Below are 23490 nucleotides of genomic sequence, written 5' to 3'. Positions count from 1 at the left end.
TATGTGACGCAGTTTCTAGGTTTATACCCCGTCGTCGGGCACAATCGAATGCGGACTTTCTGACCAGAGCGTCTCAGAATAAGGTTTGTTTTCTCTGGATTGTTCCAGACCTTATTCCGAGACTCGCGGAAAGAAATCCGCAGCGTGCCTGCCGGCTCAGAGGGCGGGGAATACAGAATAAGTAACTGGGGTTCAACCACATGCTCCGAAAATTTGGCATAGGGTTTGTCGCGCTGGCGGCGATGACGCCGGGGCTTGCGGCTGCTCTGGGGGTGGGGGAATACGAGCTTAACTCCTATCTGAACCAGCCGCTGGAGATGGACGTCGTCCTGCACGAAACCGGACGGCTGTCGACAGAGGAAATCGTGGTCAATCTGGCCCCGCAAGCGGAATTCGACTCCGCCGGGGTGGAGCGCGGCTACTTCCTCAATGATTTGACGTTCGAGGTGACCTTCACCGGCGAGGGCGACGGGGTTCTGCACATCCGTTCCCGCCAGCCGGTGCGTGAGCCCTATCTCAACTTCCTGGTGGAGATTCTCTGGCCCACCGGCCGTCTGGTGCGCGAATACACCGTATTGCTGGATCCGCCCAGCTACGACGCCGGCGGTGAGGCGGTCAGTGCCGCCCAGGTTCAACCGGCGCCGGTGCCGGTCGTGCCGCAAGCGCAGCCGAAGACCGAACCGGCGCCGCCCGCGCCGGAGCCCGAACCACGGGCACCCGCCGTCAGCGACGCGGCGACGGAGGGCGAACCGCGAGAAGAACCCCAAGAGGAAACAGCAAACACCGTTGAGCCGGAGGACGATGCTGGAACGGTGGCCGAATCCGCGGAACCGAAGCCGGAACCGGAGCAAGCGGACTCGGACCAGGGTGGCACCGCCAGCAGCGCGACGCCGGGGCGTGGCACTCTGAACGAAAACAATGACCGCTACCGGGTGCGCTCGTCCGATACCCTGTGGCGCATCGCCGCCGAGCATCGCCCTGGCGGCGGGGTCTCCGTCCAACAAATGATGATGGCGATTCAGGAAATGAATCCGGAAGCCTTCATCGACGGCAACATCAATCTGGTGCGGGAAGGCGCGGTGCTGCGGCTGCCCAGCGAACGTCAGGCGGCGGCGATCGCCAGCAGCGAAGCAATGCGGCGAGTGGCCGATCAAACCAGCGAATGGCGCCAGCGGCGTGCGGCCAGCACCAATGCGGAGGAAACGCTGGCGGCGGCGCAACTGGATGCCACCGAGCAAAGCGAGGCCGCGCCAGTGGAACAGGAAGGCGATGGCGGCCGGGTTACGCTGGTGGCGCCGGATGCCTCCGACGCCGCCCGTGACGGTGATGGCACCGGTACCGGCGGTGGCGGTGAAGCGGCCACCGCCGCGCTGCAGAACGAACTGGCTATTCGCGATGAGAATCTGGACCGGCTGAGCCGGGAGAACGATGAGCTGCGCAGCCGTATCGATGAGCTCGGCGAGCAGTTGGATACCAGTGGCGAAATGCTGCGCTTGCAGAATGAGAAGATCGCGGCCCTTCAAGAGGCACTGCGGCAGCTGCGGGAGGGCGAGGGCGATGGCAAGGTGGATGAGGCCTTGCTTGCACCTGCTCGGATTACCCCAGCGGAGATGACCCCCGAGCAACAGGCCCCGGGGGAGCCGGTGCCCGCGGAGACGACGGATCCGGCGGCCAGCACCTCGCCGCCGGCCGACTCCGCCGCCATGGGGGGTTCCACCATTGACTCTTCGACCACGGATACGGAGAGGCCCGACGGCGCCGCCAAGGCCGCGCCGAAATCCCCGTCCCAACCGGCAAGCGGCGCTGACAGTGCCGCTTCCGTGCGTCCGCTGCCGCCGGCGGCCGAGCCGGCTGCCCCGGCGCCCGCTGGCTGGCTGGACTGGGTAATGCGCAACCTGCTGTATCTGGGAGCCGCCGTGGCGGCACTGTTGCTGCTTCTGCTGTTGGCGTTGCGCCGCCGTCAGAGCGGCAAGGATGACCCGGAGGAAGACGCTTTGCCGCCCTTGATGCCGCTGGCGGACGACGGTGACAACGAAGACGAAGGGCGGTCCGGGCAGGACCCGGCGGCGGCGCGGACCGGTGCCGGCGGCGCCGATGACGAGGATGGATCCCGTGCTGCCGCCGCCGCCAGTCAGGATCCGCTGGAAGAGGTGGAGGTCTATGTGGCCTATGGCCGCTACCCGCAGGCGGCGGATTTCCTCCGTAATGAAATCAACCAGGCGCCGGGCCGTAACGATTTGAAAGTGCGGCTGCTGGAAGTGCTGAACGAAATGGGCGATCAGGCGGCGTTCCGGCAACAGGCGGCGCTGTACGCCGGTACCGCGGAGGAACTGGACCGGGCCATCGAACGGCTGGGCGGAGGCGGGCAGGCCGGCACGGACGAGTCCGCTCCGCTATCCCTGGACGATCTGGAACTGGATCTGGCTGGTGATCCCGGCGGGCCGGTCCCGTCGGAGCACGATCAGCAAGGGGAAACGGGGGAGGACCCGCTCAACCTGGATGACTTCGAGTTCAGTCTGGACGATGACAAGGCGCCGCCGAGCGAGGCCGATGACGACGAACCGGTGCTGATCGACGACGATCCGGAAGAGGCCCTGGCTCTGGACGAGGAGCCGTTGACTCACGCCACGCTGACGGTCCGGGACGATACCCCGGTAAGTTCGGATGGCCTGGATCTGGATGATCTGGATTTTTCTTCCGACTTTTCTTCCGACACGGGCGACACCGATGACATTGACGGCCTGGAGCTGGACTCGACGCCGGTGGAAGCCCCGCGGGAGGAGCCTGTAACCGGGACGACGCCGCCGGGATCGGAGTCGCTGGAGTTCCAACTGGACGACCTGGAACTGGAGTGGGAGGGCGACAAGGCCGAGCCCGCTGCCGAGCCGGTCTCCGAACCGGAGAGCGACGACCACGGCGAAGAGGGGACGGAGGATCAGGGTGACGACACCTTCGAGTTTTCCCTGGACGGCCTGGATCTGGACGATGCCGGTGCCGATGAAACCCCGGAGGCGGCGATCGAACTGCCCGAGCCGGTGGCCGCCGATGCCGGTACGGAAGCTTTCGGGGACCCGGCCTTCGAGGCTCCGGCGCCCGCCGAGCCGCCGGCCAGCGAGGTTCAGGAACCGGCCGCGCCGGTACCGGTGTCCGCTGACGAGGATGATGAATTCGACTTCCTGGCGGAAACCGATGAGAACGCCACCAAACTGGACCTGGCTCGCGCCTACATCGAAATGGGGGATATGGAAGGCGCCCGGGATATCCTCAACGAGGTGATCAGCGAAGGCAGTGACAGCCAGCGGGACGATGCCCGCCAGTTGCTGGAGCGCGTCGAGTAAGGCGTATTACGTGTAAGCGAAAACGCCGTTCTGTAAAAAAAGGGGGCGATGCCGTAAGGTATCGCCCCTTCCTTTTGGCGTGAAAAAAACAGGCCCATCATGACCCGGATCGCGTTGGCGGTGGAATACGATGGCAGCCGCTTCCATGGGTGGCAGACCCAGGAGGATGGCGTTCGCACGGTGCAGTGGCACCTGGAGCAGGCCCTGTCGCGAGTGGCGGACCACCCGGTGACGCTGATCTGCGCCGGCCGCACCGATACCGGCGTGCATGCCACCGGCCAGGTGTGCCATTTCGATTCAAACGCCAATCGCGACATGAAAGCCTGGGTCATGGGCGGCAACCGTTTTTTACCCGACGACGTGGCGGTTCGCTGGGCGGTGCCGGTGAGCGACGACTTTCACGCCCGTTTCAGTGCTTTCCGGCGCTGCTATCGTTACGTGATCTACAATGCCGGCGCGCCGCCGGCGTTGTTCCGCCGCCAGGTCACCTGGAACCACCGGCCGCTGGATGTACAGCGGATGGCCGACGCCGCCCGGGCGCTGGTGGGCACCCATGACTTCACGTCCTACCGTTGTGTGCATTGCCAGGCCAAGTCGCCGGTGAAGACGCTGCACCGGCTGGACATTCGGCAGCGCGGCCGGATGATCATCCTGGAAGTGGAGGCCAATGCCTTCCTGATGCATATGGTGCGCAACATCGCCGGCGTGCTGATGGCCATTGGCGCCGGTCATCAACCGGTGGAATGGGCCGCCGAGGTGCTGGCTGCCCGTGACCGCCGCGAAGGCGGTGTCACCGCGCCGCCCTATGGACTGTATCTGGTGGATATCGGTTACCCGGATCAGTTTGAATTGCCGCGGGAGCCGTTGGGGCCGCTCTGGTTGGAGTAGGTTGAAAAGTGGCCGAAGCCACTGTGGGGGCTTGCCTGCAAGCGAATGCGCCGACGCCGGAGGGCCTGAATTCGCCAGCAGGCTGACTCCCACAGGTCGTGCTACGAAGCCGCTGTGGGAGCTTGCCTGCAAGCGAATGGGCAGACGCCGGAGGCCCGGAATTCGCCGGCAGGCCAACTCCTGCAGCGGCTTCGTGGTCTGGGAGTATTGAATGGCATGTTCGCGTGCCAGACCCTCGCCGCTTTGCTAACATGGACGGTCCCCGCGGGGCAGGTGGCGCCGCCTGTGGCGCTGTCCTTCGGCCCGCGTTTCCTGATAGGATTTCGATGAGCACACCCCGGGTTAAAATCTGCGGCATTACCCGTCCGGAAGACGCGGTACAGGCCGCCCGCGCCGGCGCCGATGCCATCGGCCTGGTGTTTTATCCATCCAGTCCCCGCTACGTGGATCCGCGACGTGCCGCGCGCATTCTCGCCGCGCTGCCGCCGTTCGTGACCACGGTGGGCTTGTTCGTCAACGCCGACGCGGGACTGGTGCGCGAGTACCTGCGTGAGCTGCCCCTGGACATGCTGCAGTTCCACGGTGACGAAACGCCGGAGTACGGCGCCGCTTTCCAGCGTCCCTGGATCAAGGCCCTGCGCATGCGTGACGGCGCCGACCCGGCCAGGGTGGCGCGCGAGTACGCCGCCGCCGGCGCCCGCGGGTTATTGGTGGACAGCTATGTGCCGGGCACCCCCGGCGGTACCGGCGAACGCTTCGACTGGGGCCTGCTGCCCCGGGAATCGGCGTTGCCGTTGATCCTGGCCGGTGGTTTGACGCCGGCCAACGTGGCCGAGGCCGTGCGCCAGGTGCGCCCCTGGGGGGTGGACGTGAGCGGCGGCGTGGAGGTGCGGGCGGTGACCGGCGCCACCCTCGGCGGTATCAAGGACCGCCACGCAGTGCGGGCCTTTTTGCGCGCGGCCAAGGCCTGACCCTAGGATCGGACCCTTCGGGCCCGGCGCGACAATCCTGACAGTACGCTATCCCAGACGAGGAGCATGAGGTGACTGAACGTCCTGATTACAAGGCATTCCCCGACCAGCGGGGCCACTTCGGGCAATTCGGCGGACGATTCGTCTCCGAAACCCTGATGGCCGCTTTGGACGAACTGGAAACCATGTACCGGCGTCTCAAGGATGACCCCCAATTCCAGGCCGATTTCGATTACGACCTGGCCCACTACGTGGGGCGTCCTTCGCCGTTGTATCTGGCGGAACGCTGGAGCGAACAGCTCGGCGGCGCCCGCGTCTGGCTCAAGCGTGAGGATCTCAACCATACCGGCGCGCACAAGGTGAACAACACCATCGGCCAGGCCTTGCTGGCCAAGCACATGGGCAAGAAGCGGGTGATCGCGGAAACCGGCGCCGGCCAGCACGGGGTTGCCTCCGCCACCGTGGCCGCCCGATTGGGGCTGGAGTGTCACGTGTTCATGGGCGAGGAAGACATTCGCCGGCAGCGGCTCAACGTCTACCGCATGAAACTGCTCGGCGCCGAGGTGATTCCGGTGACCTCCGGCTCACGCACCCTCAAGGACGCCATGAACGAAGCCATGCGTGACTGGGTCACCAACGTGGACGACACCTTCTACATCATCGGCACCGTGGCCGGGCCGCACCCGTACCCGATGCTGGTGCGGGACTTCCAGTCGGTGATCGGCCGCGAGGCCCGGGAGCAGAGTCTGAAGCAGGCCGGCAAACTGCCGGACGCGCTGGTCGCCTGTGTCGGTGGCGGTTCCAATGCCATTGGCCTGTTTCACCCGTTCCTGGAGGACGAGGGCGTGGCCATGTACGGCGTGGAAGCCGCCGGTGATGGCGTCGACACCGGCCGCCACGCGGCGCCGCTGACCGCCGGGCGTCCCGGTGTGCTGCACGGCAACCGCACCTATTTGATGGAAGACGAGAACGGCCAGATCATCGAGACCCACTCGGTGTCCGCCGGTCTGGATTATCCGGGGGTCGGTCCCGAGCACTCCTGGCTCAAGGACATCGGCCGGGTCAATTACGTGGCCGCCGATGACCAGGAAGCGCTGGCCGCGTTCCGGGAACTGACCCGGGTGGAGGGCATCATGCCGGCGCTGGAATCCGCCCACGCGCTGGCCTATGCGCGCAAGCTGGCGCCCACCATGAGCGCGGATCAGAATCTCATCGTCAATCTGTCCGGACGGGGTGACAAGGATATCCTGACCGTGGCCGATATCGACGGCATCGAGTTTTGAGGGGGAATGCCATGAGCCGTATTCAAGCCTGTTTCGAACAACTGAACACGAGCGGCCGCAAGGCGCTGATTCCCTATGTCACCGCCGGTGATCCCAACCGGGAAGTGACCGTGCCGGTGATGCACGCGATGGTGGAGGCGGGAGCCGACATCATCGAACTCGGGGTGCCGTTCTCCGATCCCATGGCCGATGGTCCGGTGATCCAGAAAGCCTGTGAGCGGGCTCTGGAATCCGGCACCAGCCTGCGCGACGTGCTCGCCATGGTCGCCGAGTTCCGGCGTCGGGATGATCGTACTCCGGTGGTACTGATGGGTTATCTGAACCCGGTGGAAGCCATGGGGTACGAAACCTTCGCCGATGCCTGCGTCAGTGCCGGCGTGGACGGGGTGCTGCTGGTGGATCTGCCGCCGGAGGAATGCGAGGACATCGTGCCGCGATTCCGCCAGCGCGGTGTCGATCTGATTTTCCTGGTGGCGCCGACCACCACCGATGAGCGTATTCGCCGCATCGGCGAGGCGGCCAGCGGTTATCTTTACTATGTCTCCCTGAAGGGCGTCACCGGCGCCGCCACCCTCAATGTGGAGGAAGTGGCGTCGCGGGTTGAAACAATTCGCAACCTTGCCCAATTGCCCATTGGGGTAGGCTTTGGTATCAAAGACGCGGCATCGGCCCGGGCCGTCAGCCGGGTCGCCGATGGCGTGGTGGTGGGCAGCGCGCTGGTCAACCAGATCGCCGCCAACGCGCAGCGCACCGAGGCCATCGCACCGGCGGTGGCCGCCGTGCTTGCCGACATGCGCTCCGCCATGGACGAATAAGCCGATGCCGTGCTCGCTTGGCGATAAGCGGGTCCCATAAAGCGGGTCAAATACAAGGGTCTAGGTAATGAGCAACAACTGGCTGGAAAAGATTTTGCCCGCGGTTCGCCGGCCGCAGGAAAACCGTCGCAACAGCGTACCGGAAGGTCTGTGGCGCAAGTGCCCACGCTGTGACAGTGCTTTGTACCGGCCGGAGCTGGAGCGCAACCTGGATGTGTGCCCCAAGTGCGAACACCATATGCGCATCGGGGCCCGCAAACGCCTGAAGCTGTTCCTGGATGAAGGCGTCACCTCCGAGATTGGTGCCGAGCTGGCGCCGGAGGATCGGCTCAAGTTCAAGGATTCCAAGAAGTACAAGGACCGCCTCACTGGCGCGCAGAAGGACACCGGCGAGAAAGACGCGCTGGTGGTGCTGAAAGGCAAACTGCATGGCCTGCCGCTGGTGGCCTGTGCCTTTGAGTTCCGTTTCATGGGCGGCTCCATGGGTTCGGTGGTTGGCGAGCGTTTCGTGCGCGCGGTGGAAGTGTGCCTGGAACAGCGACTGCCGCTGGTGTGTTTCTCCGCCAGTGGCGGCGCGCGCATGCAGGAAGGTCTGTTTTCCCTGATGCAGATGGCCAAGACCTCCGCTGCCCTGGAGCGCTTGCGCGAAGCCGGGCTGCCTTTCATCTCGGTACTCACCGATCCGGTCTATGGCGGCGTGTCCGCGTCGCTGGCCATGCTGGGCGACATTAACGTGGCTGAACCCAACGCCCTGATCGGCTTCGCCGGTCCGCGGGTGATCGAGCAGACCGTGCGGCAAAAGCTGCCGGAAGGTTTCCAGCGCAGTGAATTCCTGCTTGAGCACGGCGCCATCGACATGATCGTGCCGCGTCTGCAAATGCGTGACACTCTGCATCGTCTTCTCGCCAACATGACCCGGGCGCCGCTGTCCACTCAATGAGCGACCTCCAACACTGGCTCGAACGCATCGAGCGGCTCCACCCCAGCGAAATCGAGCTGGGGCTGGAGCGTTTGCGCCGCGTCGCCGGAGATCTGGGCGTGCGCACCCTGCCGATGCCGGTGATCACCGTGGCCGGCACCAACGGCAAGGGCTCGGTGGTGCGCCTGCTTACCGCCATGGCGGAGGCCGCCGGGCTGCGCTGCTGCGTTTATACCTCACCTCATTTGCTGCGTTTCAATGAGCGTATCCGGCTGCCCGATGGCCCCGCCTCGGACCAGGCGCTGTGCCAGGCTTTCGCGGCGGTGGAGCAGGGGCGCGGCGACACCGCGCTGACCTATTTCGAGTTCACCACTCTGGCCGGACTGTGGCTGTTCCAGCGCAGTGACGCGGACCTGTGCATCCTTGAAGTGGGCCTGGGCGGGCGGTTGGACGCGGTCAACCTGATCGACGCCGATGTGGCGGTGGTCACCTCGGTGGGGCTGGATCATCTGGACTGGCTCGGCGACAGCCGCGAAGCGATTCTGCGGGAAAAAATCGGCATCGGCAGGGCCGGCCGGCCGCTGGTCTACGGTGAGTTGGCGGCGCCGTCGAATCTGGACTCGGAACTGGCGGCGCTGGCGGCCTTGCCGCTAAGGGCAGGGCGGGAGTTCACGCTGGGCGACGGGGAAGTGACCGTGCGTGACGGCGATGAGGAACGTCGCTACCGGATACCGGAGCCGGCGCGTCTGGGCGATGACAATCTGGCCACCGCGGTCCAGGCCCTGGCCGCGGCGGGTTTGGCGCCGGCCCCTCATATTCCCGGCCAGGTGGTGGATACCGGCCTGACTGGCCGTTGCGACCGGCGCCGTTTCAAAGGCATCGATTGCATCCTTGACGTCGGTCATAACCTGGAAGCGTTGACCCGGCTGCGGCATCGCTTGCCGGCCTGTGCCGGCCGCCGCCGGCTGGTGCTGGGCATGATGGCGGACAAACCGGTGGAGCAGGTGGTGGCGCTGTTCGCCGGCGAGCCGCTGGAGTGGTATCCGTGCCGGCCGGATCTGCCCCGCGCCGCCACCGTGGAAAGGCTGGTGGCGGCGTTGCCGGAGACAGTCCGGAAGGCGGCGGTCCATCCTTGTGGCAGTGTTGCCGAAGCGTTGGAAGCGGCGGTGAACGACAGCGATACTGGCGATCAGGTGGTGATCGTGGGATCCTTCTACACTGTGGCCGAAGCCCTGACGGTGATTGAGGCGGTTCCGCCGCCGGCGCGCTAGAATCCCGCTAGCGCCAGGCCGAATCGTCTCGGAGATGATCGGCCTGGGTCCGTGCCCCTCCCGTTGTTGGACCTTTTATTCGCAAGGAGCCTTCGTTCGTGCAGTCCCGCACCCGTCACCGCTTGATTGGCCTGTTGCTGCTGCTTCTGCTGGCGGCGATTCTTGCCCCTCTGGTTTTGCGCTCTCCGGATCAGGTCCGGGTGGCGTTGGATATGACCTTGCCGGAAGCACCGGCGCTGGAAACCACCGAGGTGGAGCCGGTCATCGACGAACAGGAGCAGGAAAGCCTGGAACGGGAGATCGAAGCGGACCAGCAGGCGGTGGCCGAAGCCGGCCAGGCGGAACTGCAAGAGCCATTGCCCGAAGAGCAGGGGGGCAAGGACGAGGCGGCTCCGGCCCCGGAGGAGCAGACCGAGCCCGAGCCGGAATCCCAGGCGCAACCGGATCCCGAGCCGGAATCCGAGCCCGCCCCGGCACGGAACGGCACCCTGCCGACTTCGGGCTTCACCGTGCAAGTGGCCAGTTTCAGTGATCAGGCCAATGCCGAGGCCCTGGTGGAACGGCTGCGCGAGGCGGGCTACAACGCCTATTTCCGCGCCCAGGAACAGGACGGCAACCGATGGCAGCGGGTGTTCGTGGGGCCGGAAATCCAGCGTAAGGACGCCGAGGCGATGAAACAGCGCCTGCGCGATGACAAGCGCTTCGCTCTCGACGGCCTGGTGCGCACCTTCGTGCCTTAGTGATCTCTATGGGAGCTTGTGGGACCTTGCCTGCAAGCGAATGTGCCAACACCGCAGGCCCGATTCGCCAGCAGGCTGGCTCCCACAGTTCGTACCACAAAGCCGCTGTGGGAAGCTGGCTTGCCAGCGAATATGCCCCTATACACATAGGCTCCGACGATGACGTTCATTCAAGTTCATCCATGGGCAAGCGCGGGACGCTCTGGTAAACTTTGCCGCCTGTTCCGCCCACGCCCCATCTCATGACTCTGAATCTGGCAGACGGCATCATCCTGTTCATCATCGCTGTGTCGGCCCTGATCAGCCTCCGCCGCGGTTTCACCCGGGAAGCCTTTTCTCTGCTGACGTGGGTGGCCGCCTTCGTGGTGGCGCGGCTGTTCAGCCCAGCGCTGGATGCGCTGCTGGTGGATCAGATCGAGACCCCCAGTCTGCGTTTGGCCGTGGCGTTTGGTGTGCTGTTCGTCCTGACACTGGTGATCGGCGCGCTCATCAATCATTTGCTCGGCGAGTTGGTCCGGGTCACCGGCCTGAGCGGGACCGACCGGCTACTGGGCATGGTATTCGGCGCCATTCGCGGCGTCCTGCTGGTGGTGGTGCTGGTCGCACTGGGCCGCCAGCTTTTCATCGAGGATCCCTGGTGGCAGGCGTCGGTACTGGTACCGCATTTCGTCATGCTGGAGAACTGGACCCGCCAGGTGGCCGGGGATCTGCTCACTTATCTCATCAACATCAGCGCAAGCTCCAGCTAGCTCGAGGATAAGCAAATGTGCGGCATTGTTGGCATCGTGGGCCACTCCCATGTGAACCAGGCGATCTACGACGCCTTGACGGTCCTGCAACACCGTGGACAGGATGCCGCGGGCATCGTTACCTGTGACGGCGACCGGCTGTTTCTGCGCAAGGACAACGGCATGGTGCGGGACGTGTTCCGTAACCGCCATATGCGCCGGCTGGTCGGCAACATGGGCATCGGCCATGTGCGTTACCCCACCGCCGGCAGCTCCAGTTCCGCCGAGGCGCAGCCGTTTTATGTGAACTCGCCTTATGGCATCACGTTGGCGCATAACGGCAACCTGACCAACTCCGAGGCGCTGGCTGAACACATCTTCCGTGCTGATCTGCGCCACATTAACACCACCTCCGATTCCGAAGTGCTGCTCAACGTGTTCGCCCACGAGCTGCAACTGCGCGGCAAGCTGCAGCCGGAGCCGGACGACATCTTCGACGCGGTGGCGGCGGTGCATCGCCGGGTGGAGGGTGCCTACGCGGTGGTCGCCATGATTACCGGCTACGGCATTCTCGCGTTCCGCGACCCGCACGGTATCCGCCCGGTGTGCTTCGGCAAGAAGGACACCGAGCAAGGGCCGGAATACATGGTGGCTTCCGAGTCGGTGGCGCTGTCTTCCCTGGGCTTCCATCTGGAACGGGACCTGGAACCCGGTGAAGCGGTTTACATTACCGCCGACGGCCAGATGCACACCCGCCAGTGCGCCGACAATCCGCAGCTGAGCCCGTGTATTTTCGAACATGTTTATCTGGCCCGTCCGGATTCCATCATGGACGACATTTCCGTGTACAAGGCGCGCCTGCGCATGGGCGAAAAGCTGGCGGAGAAAGTCGAGCGGGAATGGCCGGATCATGACATCGACGTGGTCATTCCGATTCCCGACACCAGCCGCACTTCCGCCTTGCAAATGGCCAACCGGCTCAACGTGAAGTACCGGGAAGGCTTCATCAAGAACCGCTACATTGGCCGCACCTTCATCATGCCCGGCCAGCAGATGCGGCGAAAATCCGTGCGCCAGAAACTGAACGCCATCGAGCTGGAATTTTCCGGCAAGAACGTGCTGCTGGTGGACGATTCCATCGTGCGTGGCACCACCTGCCACGAGATTATCCAGATGGCGCGTGAAGCCGGTGCCCGCAAGGTCTACTTCGCCTCCGCCGCGCCGGCGGTGCAGTACCCGAATGTGTACGGCATCGACATGCCCGCCGCCGATGAACTGATCGCCCACGACCGCAGTGTCGAGGAAGTCTGCCGGATCATCGGCGCCGACCGCCTGATCTATCAGGATCTGGAGGACCTGGTGTCCGCCTGCAAGGAAGGCAATTCGCGGATCACGGAATTCGATTGTTCCGTGTTCAACGGCGTCTATTTAGCCGGTAACATCGATCAGGACTATCTCCAGAATCTGGAGCAGCGCCGCAACGACTTGGCCAAATCCGCTCGCGAGCAGGCCCGGGCCCTGGCGGAAAACGAAGTCATCGACCTGCACAACTCCAACTGAGGTGAACCGAGAACATCATGAGTGACTTTTCTGATCCGAACGAACTGCATACCGATACGCTGGCGATTCGCTGGGCGCAGTTGCGTACCGATCAGATGTCGCACTCCGAGCCGCTGTTCCTGACTTCCAGCTTTGTCTATGACAGTGCCGCCCAGGCGGCGGCGCGGTTCTCCGGCGAGGAACCGGGCAACGTCTATTCCCGTTTCACCAATCCCACGGTGGCGGCGTTCGAACAGCGTCTGGCCGCCATGGAAGGGGCGGAAAAGGGCGTGGCCCTGGCCTCCGGCATGGCCGCCATCAGCAGCACTTTCCTGGCGTTGCTGGCTCCCGGTGATCATATCGTCAGCTCCCGCAGTGTGTTCGGCACCACCAACGTGGTGTTCGATCGCTATCTGAAGAAATTCCAGGTCGAGACCACCATGGTGGACCTGGCGGACCTGGAGCAGTGGCGCGCCGCGATCCGGCCGGAAACCAAGGTGCTGTTCCTGGAAACGCCGTCCAATCCGCTCTCCGAAGTCGGCGACATTCCGGCCCTGGCGAAACTGGCCCATGACAACGGCGCCATTCTTATCGTCGACAACTGCTTCTGTACGCCCGCTTTGCAGAAGCCGCTGGCGCTCGGCGCGGATCTGGTGATCCACAGCGCCACCAAATACCTGGATGGACAGGGACGCTGCCTGGGCGGCGCCGTGGTGGGCCCGGCCATGCTGGTGGATGAAGTGCACGGTTTCGTCCGTTCCGCCGGTCCGAGCATGAGCCCGTTCAATGCCTGGGTATTTCTCAAGGGGTTGGAGACCCTCGGTATCCGCATGGAAGCCCATTCCCGCAACACACTGGCGCTGGCCGAATGGCTGGAACAGCAGCCGGGCATCGCGCGGGTGCATTACGCCGGACTCAAATCCCATCCGCAGCATGAACTGGCGGCGCGTCAGCAAAGCGGATTCGGCGCGGTACTGGCGATCGAAGTGGAAGACAGCGATGGTAACCGGGACCGCCAGGCCGCCTGGCGTTTCATCGATGGCACCCGGCTGATCTCGATCACCGCCAATCTTGGCGATACCAAATCCACCATCACCCATCCGGGCAGTACCACCCATGGCCGGGTGGCGGAAGAAGACAAACAACGGGCCGGCATCACGGAAAACCTGATCCGTATTGCGGTAGGCTTGGAAGACTTGGCGGACCTGAAAGCGGATCTGTCCCTGGGGCTGAAAACGCTGGGGTTTTGAGAGAAGAGATCCGACATCGGGTGTAGCCAGCCTCTTTTGGGCTCCTGAATTGGGGGGAGCGCCGTTTTAAAAAACGACGACAAGGCCGTACCCATGCAGGCACTGGAAAAAGCCCTGGCCCAGGTGGGCCGGGTGGTATTGGGGAAACCGGAACAAATCAAACTGGCCTTGGCCTGCATGCTCGCCGGCGGCCATTTGCTGATCGAAGACCTGCCCGGCATGGGCAAGACCACTCTGGCTCAGGCCCTGGCGCGGGTATTCCGGCTCGATTACCGGCGGGTTCAGTTCACCAGCGACATGTTGCCGGCGGACATTCTCGGGGTCTCCGTATTCGACCCGGACAGCCGTGAATTCACCCTCCGGGAAGGGCCGGTATTCACGCAATTGCTGCTGGCCGACGAGATCAACCGCGCCACGCCCAAAACCCAGGGGGCGTTACTGGAGGCCATGGAAGAGCAGCAAGTATCGCTGGATGGCCTGACCCGGCCGCTGCCCGAACCCTTCTTCGTGGTGGCCACGCAAAACCCGGTGACCCAGGCCGGCACCTTCGTCTTGCCGGAATCCCAACTGGACCGCTTTTTGATGCGCATTTCGCTCGGCTATCCGTCGCCGGAAGTGGAGCGGGATCTGCTTGCCGGCGGCGACCAGCGTGATCGGGTACGGCAACTGGAAGCGGCGATTGAGCCTTCGGGGCTGCGGAAACTTTGCCGCTTCGTCGATCAACTGCGTGCCACCCGGGAGCTGATCGACTACGTACAGCGTTTGCTGGACGCCACCCGTGCCGACAGCCGTTTCGTCGCCGGTCTTTCGCCCCGTGCCGGCCTGGGACTGCTGCGCGCCGCCCGTGCCTGGGCGTTGCTGCACGGTCGCGACTATGTGCTGCCGGAAGATGTGCAGTCGGTCTGGGCGGCGGTGGCGGAACACCGGCTGCAGCCCCGCGAAGGCGGCAACGTGGCGGCGATGACCCAATCCCTGTTGCAGACCGTGCCGGTGGTGCGCTGACCGGCGCGAGCGAAGGAGGGCGGCCATGGTAAAACGCGCCTGGCAAAACTGGTTGGCCCGACGTCTGCCGCGTGACCATCAGGTGCAGTTGAATCAGCGTCGTATCTTCATTCTGCCCAGCGGCTATGGTGTGCTGTATCTGGTGGTGGCGCTGCTGTTGTTTCTCGGTGGTGTCAATTACGAGAACAATCTGATTCTGGCACTGTGTTTCCTGATGGTGTCCTTGTTTGTGATGGGCATCCTGCACACTTTCCGCAATCTTTCCGCTCTGACCCTGCGCGCCGGCGCCGCTCGCAACGGTTTTGTCGGCGGGCACGGTGGTCTGGCGGTGGTGCTGGTGTCGCGGGGACAGCCGCACCGCAGTGTGTGGTTGAGCTGGCCGGGGCAGGATGCCCAGGAAGTCAGTTTGGAAACCGGAGAAGAAAAAACCGTGTGGCTGAATCTGGCGCTGCCTCGGCGCGGCCCGGTCCGGCCCCAGCGGTTACGGGTGGAAAGCCGCTATCCCTTGGGCCTGCTGCGGGCCTGGTCATTGGTGGCGCTGGAACATCATTGTCTGGCCTGGCCCCGGCCCCGGGAGGACGCCCCTTCGCCCTGGGAGGGCCGCGGCGGTTCCGGTGGCACCGGCCGCCACGGCAGTGAAGCTCTCCAGGGGCTGCGCGCTTACGTGCTGGGGGATTCCCTTCGCCAGGTGGACTGGAAAGGTTATGCGCGCGGTCGCGGCATGAACACCAAACTGTTCGACGCCGAGGAGGGCGAACGGCTCTGGCTTGGCTACGACCGTCTGGAAGGCCTGCCCGAGGAGCAACGCCTGGCGTTGCTATGCCATTGGGTGTTGCTGCTGAGCGAGGCCGGACAACCCTTTGGTTTGCGCTTGCCCGCCATGGAACTGGCGCCGGGCAGCGGTGATGAACATCGCCTGCGGGCTCTGGATCTGCTCGCGCTGCACGGCAACGAGGGAGGGCAGCGCTGATGGCCCGCCTTTATCAGGTACCCAGTCACGCCCGGCCCTGGCTGACCGCCGCCATTCTCGCCATTTCCCTGCCGCAACTGCTGCGTGGACCGTTCTGGCAGGTGCTGTTGTTGCTGGCGATCCTGTTGTGGCGGGCACTGATGGATCGTCAGCGGGCGCCGCTGCCGGGCCGATGGATACGGGTGTTGCTGTTACTCGGCACCGTCGGCGGCATTTATCTGAGCTTCGGCCGTCTGATCGGGCCGGAAGCGGGCACCGCTCTGATTACCAGCCTGTTCGCCCTGAAGTATCTGGAGCTGGTGGGGCGCCGCGACGCCTATGTGCTGATCATCATCGGCTATTTCGTCTGCGCCACCATCCTGCTGTTCCAGCAGGGATTCTTCGTTTTTCTTTATGTCTGCCTGTGTCTGTTGCTGCTTACCGCCAGTCTGGTGGGGATTCACTACAATGATTCCCAGGCGCGCTCGCGCCAGCATCTGGGCAAGGCGGCGGTGCTATTACTGCAGGCGGTGCCGTTGGCGGTGGTGTTGTTCGTACTGGTGCCGCGGCTGCCGCCATTGTGGAACGTGCATACTGATCAGGGCCAGGCGCGAACCGGCATGAGCGACACGATGGCGCCCGGGCAGGTCAGCAATCTGGCCGAGTCCAGCGCGATCGCCTTCCGCGTGCAGTTCGATGGCGAGGTGCCGCCTTACCGGCAGCGCTATTGGCGTGGCCTGACCTACAGCTGGTTCGATGGCCGTACCTGGAGCCAGGCGCGGCCGGACGATTGGGGTGATGAACTGACCTTCTACAGCGGCCGGGGGACGCCGCCACTGTGGTACCGGGACCTGCTGCGGCGGGCCGCGGACCGCCCTTACTGGGACTATCAGGTGATCATGGCGCCGAGCCAGAGGCGCTGGCTGTACGCGCTCAATACTCCGGTGCCGGAGTTCGATGGTCTGGTGCTGGCCCGTGACCGGCACCTGGTGGCCACCGAACCGGTCACCGGTAATTTCCGCTATCGGGTGCGCAGTTACACCGGGGTGCCAATGACCGAACCGCTGGCGCCGGATCAGCGTGCGTTGATGTTGAGTTTGCCGGAACAGGGTTTCCCGCGCGCCCGTGAGCTGGCCAGCCAATGGCGCCGGCAATATCGGGACGATAGCGCCCTGGTGAGCGCCGCCTTGCACTGGTTCCGCGACGAGCCGTTTCATTACACCCTCAGCCCGCCCGCCGTTGGCCCGGATGTGGTGGACGGTTTTTTGTTCAATACCCGCCGGGGATTTTGCGAGCATTACGCCAGCAGCTTCGTGGTGCTGATGCGCGCCGCCGGTATTCCTTCCCGGGTTGTGGGGGGCTATCAGGGCGGCGAAGCCAATCCCATGGGCCGGCACCTGTTGATCCGTCAGTACGATGCCCACGCCTGGGCCGAGGTGTGGCTGCCCGGGCGCGGCTGGGTGGAAGTGGACCCGACCGCGGCGGTGGCGCCGGAAAGGGTGGAACTGGGCTTGCGCGGCTCCCTCAGCCAGGCCGGCGAGGTCCGGCTTCCCGGCGATGGTATCGGGCGTTTGCCGGTGCTGTTTCAATTGCGGCAATGGGCGGACCTGCTCGAATTCCGCTGGCAGAGCTGGGTGCTGGGTTATGACCTGGAGCGCCAGAACCAGTGGCTGTCCCGCTGGCTTGGCGCGGCGACGCCCTGGCGGCTCGCGTTGCTGTTGCTGACCCTGGCGGCACTGTTGGTGCTGGCCACGGCGCTGATCATGTTCCGGGGGCGCGGTCCCCGCTCCGCCACGCCGCTGACCCGTGAATACCGGCGGCTGGCCCGGGGGCTGAGCAAACGCGGAGTACGGGGGGCGGAGCGCCTGTCCGCCGCCCAACTGTGCGAGCGGATCGCGCGCCGCTGGCCGGCGGCGGAACCGGCGGCGCTGAGCTGGCGGGAGACCTTCGAACGGCTGGCCTATCAACAGGACACGTCGCCGTCCATCGGCGCGTTGCGAGCTTTGCGCCGGCAACGACGGCGCTTGATGAAGGCGTGTCGTTGACTCTTATCGGGCATCCAAGGGCATTCGCTTGCAGCGGCCCGCCGCCCGGACAAAGCTCCCGCAGCGGCTTTGTAGGGTAATCTGTGGGAGCCAGCCTGCTGGCGAATGCGGTCTCTGGTGTGAGGTATTCGCCTGCAGCGGCCCGCCGCCCGGACAAAGCTCCCACAGCGACCTTGTAGCAACCTTCTGAATTCATCTCTCCGGGATCCCGGCATCCCCTGGCGCAAGCAACAAGAGCACAGTAGTCTTTATGCCTTGATGATCATGGGAAAGGATCAGACAAAAAGGGGAGACCATGTCCGTCGCGCGCTATAAGGAAGCTCTGCAACTCACCGATCACGACCCCTGGGCGCAACACTTTTGGCAGGCGCTGGTGCCGTACAAGGACCAGGTGGTTGAGCATCCGTTGTTCGTGGAAATGGGTGAGGGGACTTTGGCGCCAGAGCGGTTTCGCGACGCGTTGCTGCACTTCTATCCCTTGGTGGAAAATTTTCCCAAATACATGGGCCTGGCATTGGCCAAAACCCGGCCGGGCATTTTCCCCGGTCACGAGGAAAGCAAGAACTGGCTGATCGGTAACATCAAGGTGGAGCAGCGGCACGCCTATTGGTATCAGGACTGGGCCGCCGGCTTCGGTATCGATCAATCCATCCTGGAGAACACCGTGCCGCCCGCCGCCATGGACGCGGTGAACCATTACCTCTGGTCCATCGGCGAGCGCGGCACTCTGGAGGAAAGCATCGCCGCCACCAACCTGGCCATCGAATGGGCCACCGGCGAATGGAGCCAGCGCGTGGTGAAAGGCATGACCCATTACGCGGAGCAGGGAGTGGCGGAGATCAACCGGCATACCATGGCCTGGTTACGCGCCCATGCCAGTTACGACGACGCCCATCCCCATGAGGCCATGGAGCTGATCAAACGTGTGGCGATGGAACCGGAATCCCGCCGCCGCGCCTTTACCGCCGCCCGCCGCGGGCTGGAATACTACCTGCTGGCGCTGGACGATTGTTATCGGATGGGCGGGGAAAGAGAGGAAGAGCAGACACCGGAGTTCAATGAATAGTTAACAGCGAAAAAAGAGATGATCTTTAGCCGCTGTGGGAAGCTTGCTTGCAAGCGAATATTGCCAAACGCCTGAGCGATACCATTCGCTTGCAAGCAAGCTTCCCACAGCAATTCAAAGTCATCTGTTTTTATTTTTCCGCTGTCAGCTGTCCACTATCAACTGTCAACTATCTTTTCCATCCGCGCCATGAAAGTGCAGCACCAGTTCTTCCAGCAGGTCCGGCAGGCCGGCGGCCATTTGTCGGACCACGGCGGAGTTTTCCCACAGCTCGTCCAGGGACGGGTCCTCGTCCACGCCGGAGATCAACACCACCGGCAGCAGCCAGTTGGCCATGGTGTCTTCGTGATCCTGATACCAGTCTTCCTCGCGCAGGAACACGCCGGCGAGGAAGCCCGCGCACCAACTGGCCAGATCATTGCCGTCCTCTTCCCGATAGGGATCCAGCAGGCACGGCAGGGTGGTGCGTTCACCATTGTACAGGCCGGTCAGCAGACGGCCGCGCAGCGACACCAAGGCATCCAGCACCGGCTCGGGCAGCTCGCTTTCCAGAGCGGTGTTGAAATCCTCCGGGCCCCCGTAGGGCCCCACCGCCAGGGCGCAGGTCAGGCCATGAATTTCCACCCAGGTAGGGGCGTCCTCGCCCTCACTGGCGAAATGCCCTTCGATGGTTTGCTTGAGACTCGGGTTGCTGACATCGCTCATAGATTCCTCCACATGCGGGCAAGGATACCGGTTTGCGCGGAGGAAGGCAGTATTCCCGTCATGATGGCAGGACTGAGGTCTCGTTCTCGGTCAATATGTGAGGCAGTGCGGCTTTCCCTGGTATCGGAAGGGGGACGGGGAAACCGATGCCGATGCGCGCACTCGAAGCGGATAGGAGGCCAGGGATTCGAGTATGACGAGGAAGAGAAGAGAGCAAGCGGTGATCGCCGTCAATCGATTCGGCCTGGGTGCGCGGCCTGGAGAGCTGGAGGAGGTCGCCAGGGATCCGCGCGAGTGGGTGCTGGCGCAATTGGAGAAACCGGCGTCCGCCGGTAAGGCGCTGGATAGGCTGCCGGATAGTCAGGACTATCAGAAGAGGTTTACCGAATGGCGTCAGCGCTTTTATGCGGCACGCAGAGCCGCAGAAAAGAATAATGGGGAGGCGGACGAACCCGGCTTTGGCCAGACCTTTCGCCAGGAGCTGCTTGACGAGGTCAATCTGCGCGCCGCCTGGCAGTGCGAGACGCCGTCGCCGGTGATGGAACGGCTGGTGATGTTCTGGAGCAACCACTTCACGGTGTCGGCGGAAAAGCAGATGTTACGTTTGCTGGCCGGCTCAATGGAACGGGAAGTGATCCGTCCCGGAATGAGTGGCGATTTCGCCAGTATGCTGCTGGCGGTGGAGCAGCATCCGGCGATGCTGTTGTATCTTGACAATATACAATCCATTGGCCCGGATTCTCCGGCGGGCCGGCGGCAAAATCAGATGGCGGAGAAAAAGGGCAAGCCCAAACGCGGGCTCAATGAAAACCTGGGACGCGAGATCCTTGAGTTGCATACCCTCGGCGTCGATGGCGGGTATCAGCAGCAGGATGTGGAGGAACTGGCGCGCGGCATCACCGGCTGGCGGCCCTGGTTCGCATCACGCAAAGCGCCGAAGCTGGGCGAGCACGGCAGTGTCTTCGTGAACAGCCTGCATCAGCCGGGCGAACGGGTTTTGTTGGGGCGGAACTTCGAGCAAAAGGGAGCTGTTCAGGGGCGGTCCATGTTGCGGCATCTGGCTTCCCGGCCGGAGACCGCTGGTTTCGTTGCCCACAAACTGGCGCGGCACTTTGTCGCCGATGAGCCTCCCAAAGCATTGGTGAAAAAGCTCGCATCCATTTACCAGAGCCATCAGGGCAAGTTGCTGCCGGTGTACCGGGCGCTGTTTACCTCGGAAGAAGCCTGGCAACCCGGCGCGCCCAAGTTTCGCCGGCCGGATGAATACCTGATCGCCGTGCATCGGGCTCTGAATCATCAGCCCGACGTGAAACGAGGACGTTGGCGCGCGGAGATGAAGCTGCTGGGGCAACTGCCTTTCCAGCCTGGCGCACCCGCCGGTTGGGGTGACCGGGCCGGCGACTGGATCGGTGCCGACGGATTATGGAAACGGGTGTGGATGGCGCTGCGCTACGGGCGTTATCTGGACAAGGACATCGATCCCATGGAGCTGGCGCTGGCCAGCATCGGGCCCGCTCTCAGTGAGGAAACCTCCCTGGCCATCAGTACCGCCGCCAATCATCGTCAGGGCGCGGCCCTGGTGCTGGCCAGTCCGGAATTTCAATGGAGATGACATGGCAGTAACCCGGCGACAACTTCTTGGTGCCGCGCTGGCCGGCTCCGCCAGTCTGATGGTGTGGCCTTCCCTGACTCTGGCGGCCTCACCGGCGCCGCCGCAACGTCTGGTGGTGGTGCTGTTGCGAGGCGCGGTGGATGGGTTATCCGCAGTGCCGGCTCCCGGCGAGAAACGTTTCGCGGAATTGCGTGGCAGCCTGGACCTGGGGGCGCCGGGCGGCAAGGACGCACCTTTGCCAATGAGTGAAGGCTTTGCCTTGCATCCCAGCCTTGGTTTTGCTCACGGCCTGTTCAAGCAGCGCCAGTTCGCAGTGGTTCACGCCTGCGCTTTGCCCTATCGGGGGCGCTCCCATTTCGACGCTCAGGATTGTCTGGAAAACGGCAGTGACAAACCCCATGGCAGCCGCTCGGGTTGGCTCAATCGGGTAGTGGAGCAATGGCATCAAGGCCAGGGCCTGGCGATAGCCTCCGCGCAACCTCTGCTGGTGCGCGGCCCGGCGCCGTTCATGACCTGGTCGCCGACGCCGGGAAAACTGTCGCCCGCTAATCTGGCACAACGGCTGGCTGACAGCTATGGCCGTGACAAGCGGCTCAGCGGTGCCTTCGAGCAGGCCCTGGAAGCGCAAAACGTGGCGCCGGAGAAGCAGGGTGGCGCCGGTAATCTGGTCGCCATGATGAAGGCGGCCGGTAACTTTCTGGTGAAGCCGGACGGCCCCCGGGTGGCCATGGTGCAAGACACCGGTTGGGACACGCACGCCAATCAAAACGCCGTGCTGGCGCGTAAACTGCGGCTGCTGGATAACGGCCTGAAAGCGCTGCGGGACAGTCTTGGCAAGCAATGGAATCATACTGTGGTGCTGGTGGCCACGGAGTTTGGCCGTACCGTGGCGGTGAATGGCACAAGGGGTACCGACCACGGTACCGGTAGCACGGTAATGCTGGCCGGCGGCGGCCTTAAAAGCGCCGGCGTGGTGGGTGACTGGCCGGGACTGAACAAGCTGCGTGACGACCGTGACCTGATGCCCGCCAATGACACCCGGGCGGTGTTCAAGGGTGTACTACGTGATCACCTTGGATTGGACAAGAAAGCGCTGGATAACGATATCTTTCCGGGCAGCGCCCGGGTGGCGGCTTTGTCCGGGCTGGTTTAAGACCTTATCGCCGTCATCATCCCCATGACGATGTAGGAGCCAGCCTTGCAGGCGAATCTTTTGGTCCAGGCCCATTCGCCTGCAGGGCAGGCTCCTACAAGCGTTGGTATGCCTACCCGCTGACCCTGTTGCGGCCTTCGGACTTGGCCCGGTACAGGGCCTGGTCGGCCCGTTCCAGCAAGGTGCGGGCGGTGTCGCCGGGTTGGTAGGCGGCGAGGCCGCAGGAGAGGGTCACCCGCAGGTCCGGTGCGAAGGCGTAGCGCGCCTCGGCGAACCGTTCGCGTAATCGGGTGATGGCCGCCAGGCAGGCCTCATGGTGGCTGCGTGGAAACAGAATGGCGAATTCCTCGCCACCATAACGAGCCAGCACATCGGTGCGTCGCAGACAGTGGCTGGCGACGTTGGCGAAGCGCTGCAGCACCGCGTCGCCGGCCTGATGCCCGTAGGTATCGTTGACCGGCTTGAAATGGTCCAGATCCACCAGTGCCAGATACATCGGTGCTGGCTCCCGGCTGATCCGGCTCAGTTCTTCATCAAACCGTTCGAGAAAGTGGCGGCGGTTATACAGGCCGGTGAGCTCGTCGCGCACGGCGATGCGCGCGAGCCGGTCATGGGCTTGCAGCAGTGATTCGCGCTGGGCGCGGAAACGCTGTTGCAGGCTTTGAATGTGGCCGCCCATGGAAACGAACCAGGTCAGGGTGAGCGCCAGAATACCCCAGTGACTGAACATCAGAGTGAACTGCCGTTGAGCCGGCAGCAGCAGCCATTCGTAGATCAGCAGCAAGGTGAAGGCGCTTTGCGCCACCAACGCCATGGCGATCTGCCGGCGCCGGTGAATCGAGAACACACCGAAGGTCATCAGCATCAGGTACAGGCACAGCAGGGCGCCGCGCAGCTCCCGTGCATAGTGCAGAATCAGCGTGATCACGGCGATGCCCACCAGCATTTGCGCCACGGTCAGGCTGGGGTCCTTGAAACGCTCGCTGTAGCCGCTGCGGATCATCACGAAAAACACCGCGTTGATCGCCAGCAGTATCAGTAATAAAGGAAGATGGGGCAGATCCGGCGCCACCGCGCCCAGTCGGGTGCCGATCGCCAGCCCGCCCCACATCAGCAAATAGGAATACACCGCCATCAGCAGGCGGCGCAGGCGCAGGGCCCGATCCGGGTGATCCCGGGGCAGCAAACGAAAACCGGGTTCCAATGAATGTCGACT

Annotated in this window: 19 protein-coding genes; 17 read left to right on the top strand and 2 right to left on the bottom strand. The window is 63.9% G+C overall.

All coding sequences use genetic code 11. The features are described 5' to 3' along the window. Positions 1–200: 200 nt before the first annotated feature. The 15 genes from RYH70_RS12105 (at position 201) to RYH70_RS12035 (ending at position 18804) form a co-directional block, all read left to right on the top strand. Positions 201–3338 carry a FimV/HubP family polar landmark protein gene (locus RYH70_RS12105; RefSeq protein ID WP_317009194.1) on the top strand — a complete coding sequence of 1046 codons (3138 nt, stop codon included), beginning with the start codon at positions 201–203 and terminating at the stop codon, positions 3336–3338. A 99-nt stretch (positions 3339–3437) separates the two neighbouring features. After that, entirely contained in the window at positions 3438–4226 is a 789-nt protein-coding gene (truA, locus tag RYH70_RS12100; RefSeq protein ID WP_022995976.1) for a tRNA pseudouridine(38-40) synthase TruA, read from the top strand. A 326-nt stretch (positions 4227–4552) separates the two neighbouring features. Beyond that, positions 4553–5197 carry a phosphoribosylanthranilate isomerase gene (locus RYH70_RS12095; protein ID WP_022995975.1) on the top strand — a complete coding sequence of 215 codons (645 nt, stop codon included), beginning with the start codon at positions 4553–4555 and terminating at the stop codon, positions 5195–5197. Positions 5198–5268: 71 nt separating this feature from the next. Continuing rightward, positions 5269–6480, top strand: coding sequence for a tryptophan synthase subunit beta (gene trpB, locus RYH70_RS12090; protein ID WP_022995974.1), 1212 nt, complete (start codon positions 5269–5271; stop codon positions 6478–6480). Between the two features lie 11 nt (positions 6481–6491). After that, positions 6492–7295, top strand: a complete 804-nt coding sequence (gene trpA / locus RYH70_RS12085; protein ID WP_022995973.1) for a tryptophan synthase subunit alpha — start codon at positions 6492–6494, stop codon at positions 7293–7295. 67 nt (positions 7296–7362) lie between these two features. Next, positions 7363–8235 (top strand): acetyl-CoA carboxylase, carboxyltransferase subunit beta, encoded by an 873-nt coding sequence (gene accD, locus RYH70_RS12080; RefSeq protein ID WP_022995972.1) that lies wholly within the window; start codon positions 7363–7365, stop codon positions 8233–8235. Continuing rightward, complete coding sequence (locus RYH70_RS12075) at positions 8232–9485, top strand: bifunctional folylpolyglutamate synthase/dihydrofolate synthase (RefSeq protein WP_055099584.1); 1254 nt, start codon at positions 8232–8234, stop codon at positions 9483–9485. The genes accD and RYH70_RS12075 overlap by 4 nt, the downstream gene beginning before the upstream one ends. Positions 9486–9583: 98 nt before the next feature. Beyond that, positions 9584–10225 (top strand): SPOR domain-containing protein, encoded by a 642-nt coding sequence (locus RYH70_RS12070; protein ID WP_022995970.1) that lies wholly within the window; start codon positions 9584–9586, stop codon positions 10223–10225. A 248-nt stretch (positions 10226–10473) separates the two neighbouring features. Next, entirely contained in the window at positions 10474–10974 is a 501-nt protein-coding gene (locus RYH70_RS12065; protein ID WP_026949739.1) for a CvpA family protein, read from the top strand. Positions 10975–10989: 15 nt separating this feature from the next. Further along, a complete protein-coding gene (gene purF / locus RYH70_RS12060; RefSeq protein WP_022995969.1) occupies positions 10990–12513 on the top strand; it encodes an amidophosphoribosyltransferase in 1524 nt (507 codons plus the stop codon). A 17-nt stretch (positions 12514–12530) separates the two neighbouring features. Then, positions 12531–13742 carry an O-succinylhomoserine sulfhydrylase gene (locus RYH70_RS12055; protein WP_317009193.1) on the top strand — a complete coding sequence of 404 codons (1212 nt, stop codon included), beginning with the start codon at positions 12531–12533 and terminating at the stop codon, positions 13740–13742. Positions 13743–13835: 93 nt separating this feature from the next. Beyond that, entirely contained in the window at positions 13836–14744 is a 909-nt protein-coding gene (locus RYH70_RS12050; protein WP_014994963.1) for an AAA family ATPase, read from the top strand. A 25-nt stretch (positions 14745–14769) separates the two neighbouring features. Beyond that, positions 14770–15714: a DUF58 domain-containing protein gene (locus RYH70_RS12045; RefSeq protein ID WP_317009192.1), complete on the top strand. Its 945-nt coding sequence runs from the start codon at positions 14770–14772 to the stop codon at positions 15712–15714. Then, on the top strand, positions 15714–17738 hold the full coding sequence (locus tag RYH70_RS12040; RefSeq protein ID WP_317009191.1) for a transglutaminase family protein: 2025 nt from the start codon (positions 15714–15716) through the stop codon (positions 17736–17738). Before RYH70_RS12045 ends, RYH70_RS12040 begins: the two co-directional genes overlap by 1 nt. 295 nt (positions 17739–18033) lie before the next feature. Then, the gene (locus RYH70_RS12035; RefSeq protein ID WP_026949743.1) at positions 18034–18804 is read left to right on the top strand and encodes a TenA family transcriptional regulator; all 771 of its coding nucleotides are present in this window, start codon (positions 18034–18036) and stop codon (positions 18802–18804) included. 165 nt (positions 18805–18969) lie between these two features. Here the strand turns inward: RYH70_RS12035 and RYH70_RS12030 are convergent, their stop codons facing one another. After that, entirely contained in the window at positions 18970–19509 is a 540-nt protein-coding gene (locus RYH70_RS12030) for a YecA/YgfB family protein (protein ID WP_317009190.1), read from the bottom strand. Between the two features lie 193 nt (positions 19510–19702). Between RYH70_RS12030 and RYH70_RS12025 the strand changes: the two genes are divergently transcribed. Both RYH70_RS12025 and RYH70_RS12020 read left to right on the top strand, forming a co-directional pair. Next, positions 19703–21121, top strand: a complete 1419-nt coding sequence (locus RYH70_RS12025) for a DUF1800 domain-containing protein (RefSeq protein ID WP_284455062.1) — start codon at positions 19703–19705, stop codon at positions 21119–21121. 1 nt (position 21122) lies between these two features. Further along, complete coding sequence (locus RYH70_RS12020) at positions 21123–22274, top strand: DUF1501 domain-containing protein (protein ID WP_317009189.1); 1152 nt, start codon at positions 21123–21125, stop codon at positions 22272–22274. Positions 22275–22386: 112 nt separating this feature from the next. Here the strand turns inward: RYH70_RS12020 and RYH70_RS12015 are convergent, their stop codons facing one another. Next, positions 22387–23478 (bottom strand): GGDEF domain-containing protein, encoded by a 1092-nt coding sequence (locus RYH70_RS12015; RefSeq protein WP_284455060.1) that lies wholly within the window; start codon positions 23476–23478, stop codon positions 22387–22389. Positions 23479–23490 lie beyond the last annotated feature (12 nt).

This window comes from Alloalcanivorax xenomutans (genome assembly GCF_032810065.1).
In the GTDB taxonomy this organism is placed as follows: Bacteria; Pseudomonadota; Gammaproteobacteria; order Pseudomonadales; family Alcanivoracaceae; genus Alloalcanivorax; species Alloalcanivorax xenomutans.
The sequence above is the reverse complement of the archived record's forward strand: the minus strand, read 5'-3'. Positions and strand labels throughout refer to the sequence as shown.

Bases quoted from the DNA above. Each gene is read 5' to 3' on its own strand.
- RYH70_RS12025 (WP_284455062.1), top strand. From the start codon at position 19,703: ATGACGAGGAAGAGAAGAGAGCAAGCGGTGATCGCCGTCAATCGATTC.
- purF (WP_022995969.1), top strand. From the start codon at position 10,990: ATGTGCGGCATTGTTGGCATCGTGGGCCACTCCCATGTGAACCAGGCG.
- RYH70_RS12055 (WP_317009193.1), top strand. From the start codon at position 12,531: ATGAGTGACTTTTCTGATCCGAACGAACTGCATACCGATACGCTGGCG.
- RYH70_RS12045 (WP_317009192.1), top strand. From the start codon at position 14,770: ATGGTAAAACGCGCCTGGCAAAACTGGTTGGCCCGACGTCTGCCGCGT.
- RYH70_RS12095 (WP_022995975.1), top strand. From the start codon at position 4,553: ATGAGCACACCCCGGGTTAAAATCTGCGGCATTACCCGTCCGGAAGAC.
- RYH70_RS12020 (WP_317009189.1), top strand. From the start codon at position 21,123: ATGGCAGTAACCCGGCGACAACTTCTTGGTGCCGCGCTGGCCGGCTCC.
- RYH70_RS12105 (WP_317009194.1), top strand. From the start codon at position 201: ATGCTCCGAAAATTTGGCATAGGGTTTGTCGCGCTGGCGGCGATGACG.
- RYH70_RS12035 (WP_026949743.1), top strand. From the start codon at position 18,034: ATGTCCGTCGCGCGCTATAAGGAAGCTCTGCAACTCACCGATCACGAC.
- accD (WP_022995972.1), top strand. From the start codon at position 7,363: ATGAGCAACAACTGGCTGGAAAAGATTTTGCCCGCGGTTCGCCGGCCG.
- trpA (WP_022995973.1), top strand. From the start codon at position 6,492: ATGAGCCGTATTCAAGCCTGTTTCGAACAACTGAACACGAGCGGCCGC.
- RYH70_RS12040 (WP_317009191.1), top strand. From the start codon at position 15,714: ATGGCCCGCCTTTATCAGGTACCCAGTCACGCCCGGCCCTGGCTGACC.
- RYH70_RS12030 (WP_317009190.1), bottom strand. From the start codon at position 19,509: ATGAGCGATGTCAGCAACCCGAGTCTCAAGCAAACCATCGAAGGGCAT.
- truA (WP_022995976.1), top strand. From the start codon at position 3,438: ATGACCCGGATCGCGTTGGCGGTGGAATACGATGGCAGCCGCTTCCAT.
- RYH70_RS12075 (WP_055099584.1), top strand. From the start codon at position 8,232: ATGAGCGACCTCCAACACTGGCTCGAACGCATCGAGCGGCTCCACCCC.
- RYH70_RS12050 (WP_014994963.1), top strand. From the start codon at position 13,836: ATGCAGGCACTGGAAAAAGCCCTGGCCCAGGTGGGCCGGGTGGTATTG.